Source organism: Acerihabitans arboris (assembly GCF_010131535.1).
Classification (GTDB): Bacteria; Pseudomonadota; Gammaproteobacteria; order Enterobacterales; family Enterobacteriaceae; genus Acerihabitans; species Acerihabitans arboris.
Genome location: NZ_WUBS01000009.1, coordinates 1 through 16,693, shown reverse-complemented (window position 1 = coordinate 16,693; position 16,693 = coordinate 1). Strand labels below are relative to the sequence as shown.

The 16,693-nt window shown below is 51.8% G+C and carries 10 protein-coding genes and 5 pseudogenes; 4 read left to right on the top strand and 11 right to left on the bottom strand.

The features are described 5' to 3' along the window. Positions 1 to 181: 181 nt before the first annotated feature. From GRH90_RS13360 to GRH90_RS13350, 3 genes and pseudogenes are all read right to left on the bottom strand, one after another. Entirely contained in the window at positions 182 to 1,348 is a 1,167-nt protein-coding gene (locus tag GRH90_RS13360; protein WP_162366454.1) for a metallophosphoesterase, read from the bottom strand. A gap of 1,891 nt (positions 1,349 to 3,239) precedes the next feature. Beyond that, positions 3,240 to 3,380 (bottom strand): annotated as a pseudogene (locus tag GRH90_RS26690) (hypothetical protein); the annotation flags it as partial. A 528-nt stretch (positions 3,381 to 3,908) separates the two neighbouring features. Further along, the gene (locus GRH90_RS13350; RefSeq protein WP_162366453.1) at positions 3,909 to 4,130 is read right to left on the bottom strand and encodes a ribbon-helix-helix protein, CopG family; all 222 of its coding nucleotides are present in this window, start codon (positions 4,128 to 4,130) and stop codon (positions 3,909 to 3,911) included. 969 nt (positions 4,131 to 5,099) lie between these two features. Here GRH90_RS13350 and GRH90_RS26830 point away from each other — a divergent pair. Beyond that, the gene (locus GRH90_RS26830) at positions 5,100 to 5,387 is read left to right on the top strand and encodes an E492 group microcin (protein WP_446678251.1); all 288 of its coding nucleotides are present in this window, start codon (positions 5,100 to 5,102) and stop codon (positions 5,385 to 5,387) included. A gap of 530 nt (positions 5,388 to 5,917) precedes the next feature. Next, entirely contained in the window at positions 5,918 to 6,664 is a 747-nt protein-coding gene (locus GRH90_RS13345) for a class I SAM-dependent methyltransferase (RefSeq protein WP_162366452.1), read from the top strand. 70 nt (positions 6,665 to 6,734) lie between these two features. Here the strand turns inward: GRH90_RS13345 and GRH90_RS13340 are convergent, their stop codons facing one another. Next, positions 6,735 to 7,598 carry a phage integrase N-terminal domain-containing protein gene (locus GRH90_RS13340; RefSeq protein ID WP_162366451.1) on the bottom strand — a complete coding sequence of 288 codons (864 nt, stop codon included), beginning with the start codon at positions 7,596 to 7,598 and terminating at the stop codon, positions 6,735 to 6,737. A 694-nt stretch (positions 7,599 to 8,292) separates the two neighbouring features. On the opposite strand from GRH90_RS13340, the pseudogene GRH90_RS26245 reads away from it, so the two are divergent. Beyond that, a pseudogene (locus GRH90_RS26245) lies at positions 8,293 to 8,471 on the top strand (tyrosine-type recombinase/integrase); the annotation flags it as partial. Between the two features lie 263 nt (positions 8,472 to 8,734). After that, on the top strand, positions 8,735 to 9,796 hold the full coding sequence (locus tag GRH90_RS13330) for a Fic family protein (protein ID WP_162366450.1): 1,062 nt from the start codon (positions 8,735 to 8,737) through the stop codon (positions 9,794 to 9,796). A 275-nt stretch (positions 9,797 to 10,071) separates the two neighbouring features. Here GRH90_RS13330 and tnpC (GRH90_RS13325) read toward each other — a convergent pair whose 3' ends face one another. The 7 genes and pseudogenes from tnpC (GRH90_RS13325) to tnpC (GRH90_RS13290) form a co-directional block, all read right to left on the bottom strand. Beyond that, positions 10,072 to 11,640 (bottom strand): IS66 family transposase, encoded by a 1,569-nt coding sequence (gene tnpC / locus GRH90_RS13325; RefSeq protein ID WP_162366449.1) that lies wholly within the window; start codon positions 11,638 to 11,640, stop codon positions 10,072 to 10,074. 30 nt (positions 11,641 to 11,670) lie between these two features. Further along, positions 11,671 to 12,018 carry an IS66 family insertion sequence element accessory protein TnpB gene (gene tnpB, locus GRH90_RS13320; protein WP_162366448.1) on the bottom strand — a complete coding sequence of 116 codons (348 nt, stop codon included), beginning with the start codon at positions 12,016 to 12,018 and terminating at the stop codon, positions 11,671 to 11,673. Between the two features lie 561 nt (positions 12,019 to 12,579). Beyond that, a pseudogene (locus tag GRH90_RS13315) lies at positions 12,580 to 12,804 on the bottom strand (transposase domain-containing protein); the annotation flags it as partial. Between the two features lie 12 nt (positions 12,805 to 12,816). Beyond that, positions 12,817 to 13,578: pseudogene (locus GRH90_RS13310) on the bottom strand (nucleotidyl transferase AbiEii/AbiGii toxin family protein); the annotation flags it as partial. Then, a complete protein-coding gene (locus GRH90_RS13305) occupies positions 13,571 to 13,966 on the bottom strand; it encodes a DUF6088 family protein (protein WP_042527235.1) in 396 nt (131 codons plus the stop codon). The pseudogene GRH90_RS13310 and the gene GRH90_RS13305, both read right to left, overlap by 8 nt. A gap of 117 nt (positions 13,967 to 14,083) precedes the next feature. Continuing rightward, a pseudogene (locus GRH90_RS13300) lies at positions 14,084 to 15,513 on the bottom strand (IS3 family transposase); the annotation flags it as partial. A gap of 24 nt (positions 15,514 to 15,537) precedes the next feature. After that, positions 15,538 to 16,693: IS66 family transposase (tnpC, locus tag GRH90_RS13290; protein ID WP_162366443.1), on the bottom strand; the 1,156-nt coding region annotated here is incomplete at its 5' end.

Sequence of the window (16,693 nt, the reverse complement as noted above, 5' to 3'; positions counted from 1 at the left end):
GATTATATTAGTATAATTGTGGGTAGTTGCAAGACGCCCAATCCCTTCTGTTAATTACCCGCTGGACTTCAAATCAACCTGGTTGAGCAGGTGCTCAGCCCGGCGGGAGTACCCACTGGAGAACGTGCCGGTGGCGACGTTCCGGCTCGTCGACACGGTGGTTATTCTGTCGGCGCCGAAATTAAACCGCAGGGGGATCCGCAACCAGGCGCAGGAGCGTGATTTCAGACGGGGCGGCCAGTCGTATCGGCGGCCCCCAATAGCCCGTGCCGCGGCTGGTGTACACCCAAAGATCATTGAGCTTGGCCAGCCCGTGAACAAACGGCTGCTGTAACCGGATAAAGAAATTCCAAGGCAGAAACTGGCCGCCGTGCGTATGGCCGGACAATTGCAGCGTAAAGCCAGCCTGCGATGCGGCCGCCGCAGAGCGTGGCTGATGGGCCAGCAGCAGCCGAAACAGGATATCGCTCGGCGCACCCTGTATGGCTTTCGCCGGATCGCTCATGTGCGCCGGGTCAATATTGCCCGCGCCGTAATCCGTCACGCCCGCGACGATAGCATGTGCGCCGTCGTGATTCACGACCACATGTTCGTTCATCAACACGTTGAAGCCAAGCCTGCGAAACTCAACGATCCAGTTATCCGCACCGGCATAGTATTCATGATTTCCGGTGACGAAAAAGGTCCCGTGCCGTGCCGATAACGCGCCAAGCGGCCGCGCATCAGCCGCAAGTTGAGGCACGGTTCCATCGACGACATCACCCGTCACCGCAATCAGGTCCGGGTTAAGCGCATTCACCGTCGCGACGATTTTCTCGACATAGCCTCGTTTAATGGTGGGACCGATGTGGATGTCGGTGATTTGCACTATCGAGAAACCATTCAGCGCCGCCGCCAGCCCCGCGATAGGGACATCGATAATCTTCACCGGCGCATTCCTACGCGCGTTATAGACCCCCAACAAAGTAAGGAGTACGGCCAACACCGGCACGCCCAGCGCGCTAGGAGCGATAAAATCCGCCATGATCGCGCCTACGCCCCACACACTATTCACGGCGTAAAGCACGAGAAGCAAGATATCGCGAAGAATTGTCAGCACCAATAGCGACGAGAAGAAACCCATCACAAGATAGCCTACCCACGCGAGCAGGTCTGACAATGGCTGTTTTCCGATGTTGCGCGCGGCCATGCCGAGCGGGATCAGCAAAACAGACGCAACCAGCAGCAGCGCCGCGGACCATTTGAACGGGATGCCGACAGGCAAGGCAGGAATAAGCCGCGCGCCGATATACCCATGCAAAAGAATGACGATGCTGATGAGGCGAATGAAAAATGCAGAGCGAAGCATAGGCAATCTTCCCTTTTTCAAAAGGGATCCCAATGAGAATTTATGTCCTCAACGCATGTCTTTGCATTGACCTTATGCCACCAAGCCCATGCGTGGTCGTAGCCCCGCAGCCATCCCGGGGCGAAACGCTGTACTTCTGCAATATGCCTAAGCCAGTCTGATTTAGACAGCCATAATGTGCTGTGCGGTGGTATCCTGGTGTATAAGCGGAACTCGCGCCGCCGTATCGCTTGTAGCGCCGGAGATCCTTTTCAGCTAAAGCGATCACGCTACGGGTCATCAGCACCCTCTCCCGGATGACCTTTGGTAGACATCATCATCGATCAAAATAGTGTTTACCTCCACAAATTTTATTAGCATCCCCAACGGATGACCAGGCAATATCTTTCATCATGTACTGATAAAGAAAACATAACGTTTAAAAATCTGATTAATATCATTGATGAAATGGAATTAAAATATCAAATTAAAAAGTGAAGCTGTTGCATAATTAGCTTTATATTTTTAATTTGCCGAAAGCTTATGAAATATAAATCTATCTGGCCTATATGAAAAACAAGCCCCCGGGGGCATGCTTGCACAAAGGTCGCACCGGGGGTCTACAAGAATGATATTAATCTTTCCCTGTCGTTTGATCAATATGGTGGCATAGCATAAAAAGAAGCAGAAAGTGGCCGACAAAAGACTTCCCAGATCGGGCGTCGGCAATCAAAGCATGGGTAAAGGCTTAATTGAATGCTTTATGTTTTTTTTAAAAATCGTCTATCGACATGCCATTGATGGTCGGCGGCGCGCTGGGCTTAAAAGGTGCGGGTCCCATAGGAACCGTTGGCATAGGCACCGCCACGGGGCCGTGCTCCACCGCTCACCGCACCACATTTTGCACGGCGGCACATCTGCCCCCCACTATTATTGCCCCGACGAGGCCGCCGCTCACCGCGCCGAACGTCGCCCCCCAGGCCGTGTCGCTACGTATTCCGCGCGCTATTTCGGCATTATCCGGTCCTGCATTAACGTTATTCATTTTTTCCCCTGTTGAAGTGAGAATAAAAAAATAACACGATAAACATAATCATTATCGTAAGTGATGATGCATAGAGGTACGATAACATACCGTCTTGGGTGATATTATCAGTACTTAGGTTATCGGGCGAGGGTTATACCACAAAATTGGCCAGAAGAGAATAACATATGCCTTTGTAAAAGTTTTTGGGTTCAGACCATTATTGCGGACCGTAAAATACATCGCTACCAGAACACAGGTTAGCGTAATATATATTTGCATTAACATTATTATCATTTCCTGTGGCATTCCCAGTATTAAAATATAACAGTTCAGGAAACTGTTCGTCTAACGCCATACCGGAATTGGCAGGGACATTAACAATTAAACGCAACCTCATTATTGTTGCCTGCACCTAATAACGCAGGTCCCCGGCGAACATTGGCCGATAGATAATTTGATTTACAGGCTCCCGGCGTTTCACCAAAGATGCCAAATAGGAGGCCGATCGCGCCTCCATTCCATTGGCAATCTGGACACTGGATTACGTAGTTCGTGCTCCTATTGAACACGACGATGCCACAGACGCCGAAGCCAAGCGCATCATGCCACTCAAGCGACTTTATGGGCCAGCTTGACCCCACATGCTTTTCGATGCTTAAAACTTCATATGTATTCTAATTATAAGCGGATGGCGAACTCACCCTGCCGTTCGATATTGACCTGAGGATACTGACTCCCGCGCCCCATCATCCTGATTTGGCAACATTAGGAACCGTTAAAGAACTATTGAGGCTCTCTCTGCCACTATACAACCCCCATAATGTCTCTGCTGTGGGCTGTAGGTAGGCTAATGTTGCCGGCCGGGCTGTCGGGCCTGGCTCTTTTTCAACACTTGGACAGGTTCCGTTTGCGATGCTCTTTCATAAGCGAGTGGCGGGCTGGCAAGATGCCGGAGATAACGCGCCCTTCGCTCTGGAACAAACGCATCCATTTGTACAGGACATTGTCATTCACATTGTGGCGGCGAGCAACCTAGGCAACCGATGCGCCGGGCTACCGGGCTGTAGTGCGAGCTGTACCAGCTTTAGCTTAAATTCTGGAGAGTAAAACTGGCGCGGAACGGAACGCCGGCCCGACTTGATCTGAGGGGTTTACATGGTAGATGCCCTTCTGTTACAGATGGACACCCAGGTTATCTAACGGCTTCTGTTAAAAACAGGGGGTACTGGCGCGACGTTTACAATTAACCGACGGTGTGGGCCATACGCTTACACACAGCGGAAGATTATGGACATAAAAAAACCACCCTCGGTGTGACCTGATTATGTACTAATGGTGCGAAGGCGGACTCGAACAACGAAATAATTATTTAATTTTAGTAAGTTAGTTAGAACGCCGTTTTATCGAAGCCCCCAAAAAGGCCCCAATTTGTTAAGCAGGGGTAACGCCAACCTGTTTCTACGCTGAATTTGGCACTGGCCAAACCAGATTGCGAGGACTTTTTCAGCGCCATTTTAAAACTGATAGCGATGTCGAACGAAGCCCATCTAAGACTTATTCCCACTCCTTGCGGACGTGGTTTTCATAGAAGGCTCCGTCAGTGTTTTTATTAGCCCATAAGCCAAATGCATCATTATTACTACTGGCTCGATTATCGGCAAGATAGCCCGACAAGGCTTGCCTGATTAACTCTGGCCGGGAAAGATGGCGTATAGCGGCCAGATTATCCCATTGCCGGAGATCTTCTTCAGGTAAATCGATCACGATGCGGGTCATCAGCGCCCTCTCCCGGATGATTTTTCATGGATATCATGATCGATCACAATAGTGCTCCGATCCACTTATTTTATTAACATCATCAACGGCTGGCCGATGACATAGGCAATATTTTTCATCATGTACTGATATAAATGAAAGATAACACCTAAGGAACTAAACAGGCCAATTGATAAAATCTGAGTAAAATATCAAATTAAAGAGTGAAGTTGCTACATAATTAGCTTCTGATTTTTAATTTACTAAAAAATCCTATAAAATAAAAAAAGAAGGCGTCTGGTTTAGCTGAGTTGAAACACTCGGAAGAGTTAACTATCAAAATATTTGACACTGAAATGAAGGTTGAATAGAAGCAGGCAAGTATCTAGAAAAAGCAAGCCCCCGGGGGCATGCTTGCGCAGAGGTCGCACCGGGGGTCTACAAGAATGATATTAACCTTTCCCAGTTGTCTAGTCAACACAGCGGATTACAATGATATTACCATAGCGATAATTATTATCAAGACATAGAACCCTTAAATTTTAGTGGCGAGGTTCCTTGATTATACATTGTTGCGCTATATTAAGTTTAACGTGAAAAAAATACTGATTTCATTCATTTATGTAACTGACCCGTCTCAATAATCTTCAATTTTATTTCGTTTATTAATTATAGCAGACTGTTATTATCCCTAAAATACTTGATGTGGTAAAATATGGAATTTAATATAGGCACTCCTTTATCGTATGTACTATTAGCTTTATTTTTTGATATTACTAATAGCGGAACAACGAATAAAGCATTTTATCTGTTAATAATCGGTCCCTTTTTTTCAAATATCTACATTTATTTATGGGAAAGAGGGTTCACTTTCGATAATATAACTCAGGACGGGGTTTATAGCTTTTTTTACTCCTCTTTTATCACCATGATTAGTGCAACAATCATATTCTTTTTTTATCGTTTTATAAAGAAGGGAAATCATACATTATGAATTGTTCAAAAGGGTCAGCCAATGCGCAAACGGCATGTTCTATAAGTCGGGACATGATGATTGGGGCAGCGGGAGGGGCGGCAAAAGCCGGCGTCCCAGGTGCACTGATTGGCGCGGGTGTAGCTGGGGTGCAAAATGTGAGTCTTCGATTAATGGATCATGGTCCAGTCAATGTCCGCATGCCTAAGGTTCCTATGAATCCCTCTCATATAGGGCAAAGTGGTAATAATTACGGCGGGATGCCAAACTTGCCGATGGGACCGTCATGGACCCAGCGGCGATAGCGAGTGATGTTGAAAAGTGATCTCTAGGGTAGGTCTTTTATAAATCCGACCCACCTTATTATGTCAATTGAAGATATTATCTCGATTAATATCAATCTCGGCATGCAAAGTAAATTGCTATTCAGGAGATTTTTTCTTTGTGCATGGTTTCTCTTCATCCCGATCTCCGATTACGGTTTTAATCGATCATTGATTACGCTCTTATCCGATCAAATCCGACCTTCTCCGAAATCTATAATTGGCTTAACGTAACTTATGCCATTCACACCGGAATTTCGCGCTTTCTATGGATAAATTACGGGGTGGTAACCTTCTCATTTTCAACGGAAGCTTTAAGTAGAGTCATAAATCCAATGCGCGTTTATGCAGTTCAATACTTATGAGCACCCCATTATTATGGGGAGATTACAAACACGCTCTCCCTGTTGAATGTTGATAAATATATCATCAATCAAAATGGTGCGTACCCCCACTAATTTTATTAGCATCAGAGTAAGCTGACGTAACCGACAACAAAGGAGACTTGTATCATGACCGCATCGCACAACGATTTATCCCAACAGAATGTGTACGATAATCCCGATTTTTTCGAAGGGTATAAGACATTACGCCAGAAGGACTCCGGCCTGAACGGCGCGTTGGAGCTGCCCGCAATCCGCGCGTTACTGCCGGAACTGAGCCATTTGAACGTGCTCGATCTTGGTAGCGGTTTTGGCGATTTTGCGCGCTACGCCCGGGCCAATGGTGCCGCCCATGTCACGGGAATTGAGCTGTCAACGCGTATGCTGGCTGAAGCCCAACGCCTGACGGATGATCCGGGCATTAGCTTTCAGCATATTTCGATGGAGGATTTTGCTGCTGATGACAGCACCTATGACCTGGTGCTGTCGTCATTAGCCATGCATTACATCGAGGATTATTCGGGGATATGCCGCAAGGTTTATCATGCGCTAAAGCCCGGCGGATATTTTATTTTCAGCGTTGAACATCCGGTTTGTACCGCCTGGCCGGTAGGATGGATCACCACTGATACCGGCGAACATTGGCCGCTGGATAATTATCACGATCAGTCGATACGCCATACCAGGTGGTTTATAAATGACGTCATTAAATACCATCGCACGACAGAAAACTATGTGAATACCCTGCTGGGTTGTGGTTTTACCCTGCGCGCATTGTCGGAGCCGCAGCCGACAGAAGAAGCCCTGGCACAACGGCCCGAATTAGTGAAACACTGCCGCCGGCCACCTTTTTTGATACTTAAAGCGCAAAAGTAACTGTCAGCATCAGAACTCGATGAATATTGGCCGCTATTTCCCGCGTCTGAGGTAAATCCTTACACCCTACTTATCGTCCCGAATAAACAGTGGTGATCGGGGTACGTTCATGCCCCAGCTCTCGGCTTATGGTCTGGCGTGCGATCGTATCCTTGGTATGCTCCGAGGGTGTTAGCATGTGGCTAGACTTGCCACCTGCCGCCGGAACCGACCATCCCGTCAATGCCTGATATCTGGCTTGGGCATAATGATGTCGCAGTCCGTGCATATTGCTTAGCCCTGCCGCTTTGCATTGTCCATCATAAACATGGCGCTGCTGTATATAGGTTTTATATGCTGGTATCAGCGAACCAGCTCCTGCCAATCTATGCGACCGATTGAGCACGTCTCGCTGCTCAGCAGTTATAATGGGTATCATTCGTTCACGCCCGCCCTTGGTCCATGTTCTCTTGAGAACGAGGCAATCGCCACGGTTAGCATAGCCGGGTCGGAACTTGATGGACTCCTCGCGGCGCAGCCTAAAAGCCTTTTGTAAAAGCAGACTCATGCGTACAAAGGGATCATTCACTTTGTCCCAACTGTCGCCTAACACGCGCGCCTTGTTCTCGCTGGCGACAAATCGCCGCTCAGGGATACCCAGTTGCGTGTTATCGGCGGGGATAACGCCGGCCTTGCCGACCTTCTCGGCCCACCATCGCAAATGCGCCAGGCGATTCTTGATTGTGCCTGCCGGCAATCCTTCGCCCTGCCAACGCTCCAGTAATACCGCGACATGCTTGCCCTTAAGCGACGTTACCCGCATTTGCCGAAATCCCGCCTCGCGTAGCTGGCGGCTGACCAAAGTCAGTGACCGTATCCGGTCGGCCTGCGTCGCATGGCTGCCATCGCGATTACGCCGGCAAAGCTGGCGTAGCGCATAGGTGAGATCATCCATCGATATCTCCTGTTGTTCCATCGTGTTTTCTGTCCTGAGCAAAAAAAGGTGAGTGTTATTGCCAACTCGCTACAGCGAGATCCCCGAGGGGCATGGGCCAGGTGCTCAGATCACCTGTTGCCTCGAATGAGGCCACCGTCCCGCTTCCTGTGGTAAGACCGGACGGTGTTTACCGCAAGGAATAGCAATGCAAACAATTTGGATCATGACCTCCTGTGAAGTGATGGGAATGGGAAGGACGGCTACGCCAGGCAGGCGTTTATAACGCCGAATTAAAACGACCAAAGAAGCACCGAAAGGCGCGATGTGATGATGGCTCGGTGTATCAAGCCGGGGATAAGTCAGGCTCCCCCATGGATAGGGGCGGCGTGAGATGTTGAGCCGAAACGCGCCAGGGATGGCAACCGGTTGGGCACGGCATCGGTGAAGTGGCGACTTCAGCCAGAGTGGCGCTTATTGCCCTGTGCCTAGTATTCCGGCATTTAAACCTGCCGGTGGGTTATTACCCTGCCAGTGTGCCAGGGCATCATCATGTGCGCAGCATGAAATAGGATACAGCGCCAACCCGCATTGTTGCCGCAATTCTCCGGGCCGTCACTGCGGAGTGCAGTGACGGCCTCATGCCCAAAACGCATCTGCAGCAGGTAAATACTTACCCGGAAAAATGTAATGCCATGACGTACCGATCCCTGCTTTCACCATCAACGATCCGCGACTCACAGCAGCACATTGCGCCATAAGCAAGGTTAGCCGTCGAATGTGGTAGAAAAGGCGTTGAATCATACTATTGGCGGGGTGCGAGGCGTCTATAATCGCGCGAAATATGCGCAGCAGTGGCGCAACATGTTGCAGGCATGGGCGGACTTTATTGATAGGTTGGAACCAATCGATCTCCTTGTTATAAAAAGATAGGTTTATCGAAGCAAGACGATGCCAATTGCCTTTTAAGCCGTTTGGGATAGGGCTGTTTCCCTTTCTCTTATCCCTTTGAAACTGGCCTTTACCCATAGCCTCTCACCGTAAACGCTGGCTTGGTCTAAATGGAGTAACGGATCTATTAAATGGGGTAATTTCGTAGATTTTACCCCATTTAATAGATATGATTACCTTGTTTAAACGCCCTGAGCTTATATCATATGCATTCTTTTACACCCGAGTACCTTGACGCGCTTCGCTATGATGGCACACAGTTGGCGACACTGCGCGCGCTAGGGGAATATCAAGGCAAGCAACAACTATACGCCGCTCAATCGCCAGAGGCTCTAAAGGATTTACGGCAGGTCGCGGTAGTCGAATCCGCCGAGTCATCCAACCGATTAGAGGGGGTTATTGTCAGGCCTGAGCGCTTGAAATCCTTGATGATTCGTAACGCGGAACCTAAAAGCCGCTCGGAGCAAGAGGTGGCGGGATATCGCGATGCGCTCGCGCTTATCCATGAATCCGCTGACTATATGCCCTTTAACGATGGTGTTGTATTACAACTGCACTCTTTGTTATATCGTTATATGCCGCAATCAGGCGGGCGTTGGAAGGCGACGAATAATGATATTATTGAACGCCACCCGGACGGGACATCCAGACTTCGCTTCCAGCCTGTTGCTGCGCATCTGACACCGATGGCTATGACCAGCCTGACAGAGCGCTACGCCGGCGCGCTTGACCACCATCTGGCCGATCCATTGGTGCTGGTGCCGCTGGCCATGCTCGACTTCCTGTGCATCCACCCCTTTCCCGATGGCAACGGGCGCATGTCACGATTGCTCACGTCGCTCTTACTTTACCAATTCAATTATGTCGTTGGTCGCTATATCAGCCTGGAGCGCATATTTGAAGAGACCAAAGAAGGCTATTACGAAACGCTGGAAGCCAGCTCCCAAGGCTGGCATGATGGCAAACATAATGTTAAACCTTGGCTTGATTATTTTTGGGGTGCGTTGCTACGTGCCTACCGAGAGTTCGAGGAACGCGTTGGCACTATCGAACATGGTCACGGTAATAAAGGCGACAGAGTGAGAGCCGAAATCCTCAAGCGCACATTACCTTTTTCAATCTCGGAAATTGAAGAAACCTGTCCGGGCGTGAGTAGGGATATGGTGAGGCTGGTGTTGCGATCATTGAAGGCAGAGGGCTTGATTGAACCGACGGGTAAAGGACGCGGTGCGAAATGGTCCCAAACTGATAAAGAAATGGATGCATGACGGACATGATGGATAAGCAACGGGCAATGGACAGCGATATAAAGTCAGGCGGTAATAGGTCTAATTCGAAAAGGAAAACGAAATGACGCGGATGTGTATGGTACGCGGCGAAGGTGGAAGCCTATATGACTCTTTTCGGGAGCGTGGTGAGCTTTTCCCGGACCCAACTCTCCAGGCCCATCAGTAACGGTCGGGATCGCGCTTCGCGCACCTGTTGTCGTTCTTCGGCCGGACGCCCCCGGATGGTAAGCGTCAACTCAGGGCCGTATTGACGCTTATTCAGCAGGGATGGTGAGGTTCCACGGCAGGAGCTCTTTGAGTTTATTGATGGGATGATCCGCGATTGTCGCCAGCACATGGCGCAGATACGCTTCCGGCTCCACGCCGTTCAGTTTGCAACTGCCGATTAGCGTGTACATCAACGCCGCCCGGTCCCCACCGCTATCGGATCCCATGAACAGATAGTTTTTCCGGCCAAGACTCACCACCCGCAGCGCGTTTTCCGCGATATTGTTGTCGATCTCCGCCCAGCCATCGCCGGCGTAGTAGCACAACGCCGGCCAGTGGTTCATCAGATAGTTGAACGCCTTTGCCGTATCGGCCTGGCGCGATAACGTCGTTAACTTTTCCCGGATCCAGCTTTCCAGGCTCATCAGTAACGGTCGGGATCGCGTTTCGCGCACCTGCCTTCGTTCTTCGGCCGGACGCCCCCGGATGCCGGCTTCGATCGCATACAGCTGGCCGATACGGCGCAGGGCTTCGTCGGTGGTCGGCGACGGGTGGCGAACATGGATATCATGGATTTTACGCCGGGCATGGGCCATGCAGCCGACCTCGCGGATATGGCCTTCTTCATACAGCGGATTGAAGCCCGCATACGCATCCGCCTGCAACAGTCCGCTGAACCCGGCCAGATGCATTTGCGGATGAGCACCCTTGCGGTCCGGGCTGTAGGCGAACCACACCGCGGGTGGAAGTCGCGAACCCGCATTGCGGTCGTCACGCACATAGACCCACAGCCGGCCGGTTTTAGGCTTGCCGTTGCCCGGTTGCAGCACGTCCACCGGCGTGTCGTCGACGTGCACTTTGCCTGTGTCCATAACATAGTCGCATACCGCGTCGGCCAGCGGCGCCAGCAGATTACTGCACAACCCCACCCAGCCGGCCATCGTGGCCCGGCTCAGCGCCACGCCCTGACGGGCAAAGATTTCCGACAGGCGATACAGCGGCGAGTACTCCGCGTATTTCGCCGTCATCACGCGCGCCAGCAGGCCCGGCCCGGCGATGCCGCGCTCGATGGGACGCGACGGCGCCGGTGCCTGGACGATGACATTGCAGCGGGCGCAGGCCTGCTTTGTCCGCCGGGTTTTTATCACCTTGAACGCGCTTTTAATCAGCTCAAGCTGTTCGCTCACATCCCCGCCCAGCGGCTTAAGGTCGCCGCCGCAGGCTGGACAGGCCGGCTCCCGCGGCTCCAGGCAGCGCTCTTCGCGCGGCAGGTGTGCCGGCAAAGGCCGACGTACCGGCGAGGGGCGTAAGGCCGGCAGTACAGCGGGGCCATCGACGGGCGCATGCTGTACCTTCTCTTCCGTCAGCAGTTCCTCAAGGCGATGCTCCAGCTGGACTATCTGCCGCCCGGCCTTTTCCGAGCTGCGCCCGAAGTACAGACGCCGCAGTGTCGCCAGTTGCGCCAGCAGGCGGTCGATTTCCGATTTCCGTGCGTTAAGGTCGTCGTGCAGGGATGCGATGGTCGCCTGTTTTTGCGCGACCAGCGTTTGTTGTTGCAGTACCAGTGCCTGCAGCGCGGGCACGTCAGTGGGCAGGGCATGATTTTTTCTTTTCATGCCGGGATGGTAAGGGAGACTATCGGGTTATTACAATATCGCCAGGTTAAACGAAGTGCGTTCCGGTTGTTTCCAATTGATGCCCTCAAGCAGCATCGATAACTGGGCTGGCGTCAGGAAGACTTTTCCCTCCCGGGCCAGCGGCCAGACAAAGCGGCCGCGCTCAAGGCGTTTTGCCAACAGGCACAGGCCGTCATCGGTTGACCACAGGACCTTTATCAGGTTGCCGCGTTTTCCCCGGAAGACGAAGACATGGCCGGATAACGGATTTTCCTGGAGGGCGGACACGACTTTGGCGGCGAGGCCCTGGAAGCCGTTTCGCATATCGATGTGGCCGGCGACGAGCCAGATACGGGTGCCCGCCAGTAAGCCCATCATGCTTGCGGGCCTTTGAGTTCATGGATAAGTGCGCATAACAGCGCCGGTGTCAGATTGCCGGCCAGCCGTAACCGGGCACCGGTGAACTCAATATCGCAGGTTACAAGTTCGGCAGCGGGTGAAGGCGGACTGAGGGGTGATGGCTCAGTAGTCAGCGTGACCGCCAACAGCTTAGCTTTCTCTATAGCGGAGGTTTTAGGTTGAACACCGAACTTGCCCTGGCGGTAGAGCTGGCGCCAGTTGAACAGCAAATTGTCATTGATACCGGTAAACGGGCGGCGAACTCGCCTTGCCGTTCGATATTGACCTGACGATACTGACTCCCCTCCCGTGCCCCATCATCCTGATTTGGCAACATTAGGAACCGTTAAGGAACTATTGAGGCTCTCTCTGCCATTATGCAACCTCATTCATTTCCCTGTTGTGCATGTAGGTAGGTTAATGTTATCGGCCGGGCTGTGGGGGCCCGGCTATTTTTCATCACCCAGGCAGGTTCCGTTTGCGGTGCTCTTTCATCAGCGAGTGGCGGGCCGGCAGGATGCCGCGGATATCCCGCCCGGATTACGTGAAGCTATTTTCAGCGTAGGGTAACAGTTCGGTTATCCGGCTGTTGGGCCAGGAAGGCAAGCGCGTCAGCACATCCCGCAGCCAGAGATAAGGGTCATGACCATTTAGTTTCGCGGTTTCCAGCAGGCTCAGGATAGCGGCCATGCGTTGCCCCGCGCGCAACGACCCGGCGAACATCCGGTTTTTCCTGCCTACGGCCACCGGACGTATCGCATTGTCGGGTAGTCAGACGCGGTTACCGTAACGTTCAATATCCTGCTCAATGCATTCCTGCACGAAGTGCTTCAAAACAGGAACGTCAGCACCTTTTTCTCTAACAATACAAAAATTGTCGTAGATATGACGCACCAGTGACTCATCCACTGCACGTTCCACATCACGCATGCTTGCAGCCGTTCTGCGCATCATCGAAATCAGCTTTTCAGCCTGCGTGCTGGCGATAGTGGCGCAGGGAAAAGCCCTCACTACTTCACCCTTCTTTGTTAGATCCATTATCAGTGAGCTAATAGAACGGTTTTCCGCAGCCTCAAGCAAATCCGTTTCCATTAGTTCCAGTTTGATAAATGGCCTTAAGCAGGGAGCTTGTGCATATTTCTGCGGGTAACGCACCGGAATTTCATTATAGCGGTTTTCATCACGAGTAACCTTTGGGTACTCCTCATCCATGCTAAACATACCTGAAGCTACAATCGTTTCGGTGATGGTCTTAATAATACCTTTACGGATATTTTTACACTGATTTCTGGAATATTGCAGGGAAAAACCGGCGATGGGGGCAAGCTTAATGTCCACGTCCTCTGACATCCTGTTCAAAGATATCCCCGCTTTTGACAATGCAGTTCCACCGGCAAAAACCAGTTGATGCGTATCAAAAGCCAGAGGCTGGAGCAATCGCAATAACTCAACGATGTAATAATCTTTTTCTACAATTGCAACGGATTCAATGCCCAGAGCATCGGCAACGTCCGGGAATAGCTTTGTTAAATCATCCATTTAATTTACTGTTCCCTACTGACAATGTTCTCTTAAAACGTGGCGAGGTTTTGATTTCCAGTGAAGCGGGGATCTGGGTGGATTTACCGCTATTATAGGCGCTTGTTGCCCCAACCAAGCGGTAATCCACTTTCAGACGTTCCAACGCCTCAATCACTACCGCAGCAGAACCTCCGGGAGCAGCAGGCATCAGCTTACCGGTAATCGCATTTTGCCGCGCTTTGGTATAGACGCCATAGCCTACTTTCAACAGCTGCCCTTCCTTCACCAGTTCACGCAGTGCTCTACCAATTTGATCGTAGCCAGCAAGATCTTTGAAATCGTCACGAGTGAAAACATAACGCTTTGAGCGTTTCAGTCGTGACTGAATACGAGCTTTTGTGGTCATGTCATCCTCCTTTGGTCATTTCTTCATCATAGCAAACATACGACATTTTTAACAGCAAATATACGACACTAAACTTACCCTGCAGCCCGGTAACTTTCAAGGTAGTTGTCGTATTTTTTATGCCACCCGGCGTACCTTGTCCGGATTTAGTGATACTGATTCCACGGGGTCCCAGTTCCTTGTTTCCCGCGACCAGCGTGCCGGATTCTGTCTTCGGGCTTCCTCATACAATGCTTTGCGCTGCGCCAGGATCTCGACATCCTGTTGCTGATGCTTTTCATCCGGCGTCACGTACCGAAGCCCACTGTGGCGATGTTGTTTGTTATACCAGACCACGAACTCGTGAACCCATTTGCGCGCACTGTCCAGGCTACTAAAGCCGCCTTGTGGCCATTGTGGACAATATTTCAGCGTACGGAACAGCGATTCTGAGTAAGGATTATCATTGCTGACTCGTGGTCGACTGTGCGACGGCCTCACACCCAGGTCGTATAGCTTTGCCTGCATCGTAAAGCTTTTCATCGGGCCACCGTTATCAGCATGCAACACGAGTTGATCGCCCCGACATTTTTCAATCCACACCGCCCGTTGCAACAACATCGAGGCGTATTGACCTGATTCTTTTTCATACACCTCTGCGCCCACCACTTTACGACTGAACACATCCATTATCATGTACAGGTAAAAGCGGTGTCCCACCACTGCTGACGGCAAGTGGCTTATATCCCATGACCACAGCCGGTTGGGTGCTGTTGCCGTGTAGCTCTTCGGTTTTACGTATGTGCCGTGCGCTTTCGCCCGGCCTCGATGATGGCCTAATCCTTCAGCCTTCAGCACCCGGTAAAAACTAGACTCTGACGCTACATAGGTCCCCCTATCTGCGAGAGCTGGTACTATCTGGCACGGCGGCTTATCGGCATAGTTCGGGTCTGAACACACCTGTAGGATGCGTTGCCGTTCTGACTCCGAAAGCTGGTTAGCTGGGGCCGGACGTAGTGCCTCAGGACGCTTGTCTTCGTGAATAAAGCCATTGTGCTGCCATCGCTGCAACGTCCGGACCGATATTCCTGCGGTTTCACAGGCCCGGTGTTGGCGGGCACCGTTGCTGATAGCTTCATCGATCAGTGCAATATACTGCAGCCGCTCTGGGTATGAGGTCATTCGTCCTCGCCGTCGTCCCAGAGGGCTGTCAACTTTCCCTGCAGCACCAGAAGTGCAGCAGCCTCGGCCAGCGCTTTATCTTTGCGTCTAGGCTCTTTTTCAAGTTGCCGGATACGTGCTTTTTCGGATCGAGCCGCTTTCTGAATATCGGCCAGTTGTCGATGTTGTGGTTGGTTGGCGGCGAGACAGTTTTGTTTCCACATGCTGATTTGTTCTGTGTAAAGCCCATTTTCGCGGCAGTATATATCAAGTTCGTATTCTGACAGGGCGGCGGTTTCCAGCAAGATGATGAAGATTTGCTCTGGAGACCGGGCTTCAGTCAAGTCATCTTTCGGTGTAATAAATCCTTACATTTCAAGCTGCTTTCGCCATTGTTGAACGTAAGCGTATGCTCAGTGCCGTATTGATAGTTATTCCTTAGGGATGTTGAGGTTCCACGGCAGGAGATCTTTGATCTTATTGATGGGATGATCCGCGATAATCGCCAGCACATGACGCAGATACGCTTCAGGCTCCACGCCATTCAGTTTGCAACTGCCGAGCAGCGTATACATCAGCGCCGCACGGTCGCCGCCGCTGTCCGAACCGAAGAACAAGTAGTTTTTGCGGCCCAGACTTATCACCCGAAGCGCGTTTTCCGCGATATTATTGTCGATCTCCGCCCAGCCATCGGTACTGTAATAACACAGTGCCTGCCAGTGGTTCATCAGGTAGTTGAACGCCTTTGCCGTATCGGCCTGTCGCGACAATGTGGTGAGCTTTTCCCGGATCCAGCACTCCAGGCTGTTGAGTACCGGTCGGGAGCGCGCTTCTCGCACCTGTCGTCGCTCCTCGGCCCCACATCCCCGGATGCCGGCTTCGATCGCATACAGCTCACCGATCCGGCGCAGGGCCTCGGCGGTAGTCGGTGAGGGATGCCGGACGTGGATATCATGGATTTTACGCCGGGCGTGCGCCATGCAACCGACCTCGCGGATATGGCCTTCTTCATACAACGGGTTGAAGCCTGCATACGCATCCGCCTGCAACAGGCCGCTGAACCCGGTCAGATGCGTTTGCGGGTGAACGCCTTTGCGATCGGGGCTGTAGGCGAACCACACCGCGGGCGGCAGCACCGAACCGGCATTTCTGTCGTCACGCACATAGACCCACAGCCGTCCGGTTTTGGGCTTGCCGTTGCCCGGTTGCAGCACATCCACCGGCGTGTCATCGACGTGCACTTTGCCCGTATCCATGACATAGTCGCATACCGCATCGGCCAGCGGCGCCAGCAGGTTGCTGCACAGTCCCACCCACCCGGCCATCGTGGCCCGACTCAGCGCCACGCCCTGGCGGGCGAAGATTTCCGACAGGCGATACAGCGGCGAGTGCTCGGCGTATTTCGCCGTCATCACGCGCGCCAGCAGGCCCGGTCCGGCGATCCCGCGCTCGATGGGACGCGATGGCGCCGGCGCCTGGACGATGACATCGCAGCGAGCGCAGGCTTTCTTTTTGCGCCGGGTTTTTATCACCTTGAAGGCGCTTTTGATAAGCTCAAGCTGTTCGCTGACATCCTCGCCCAGCGGC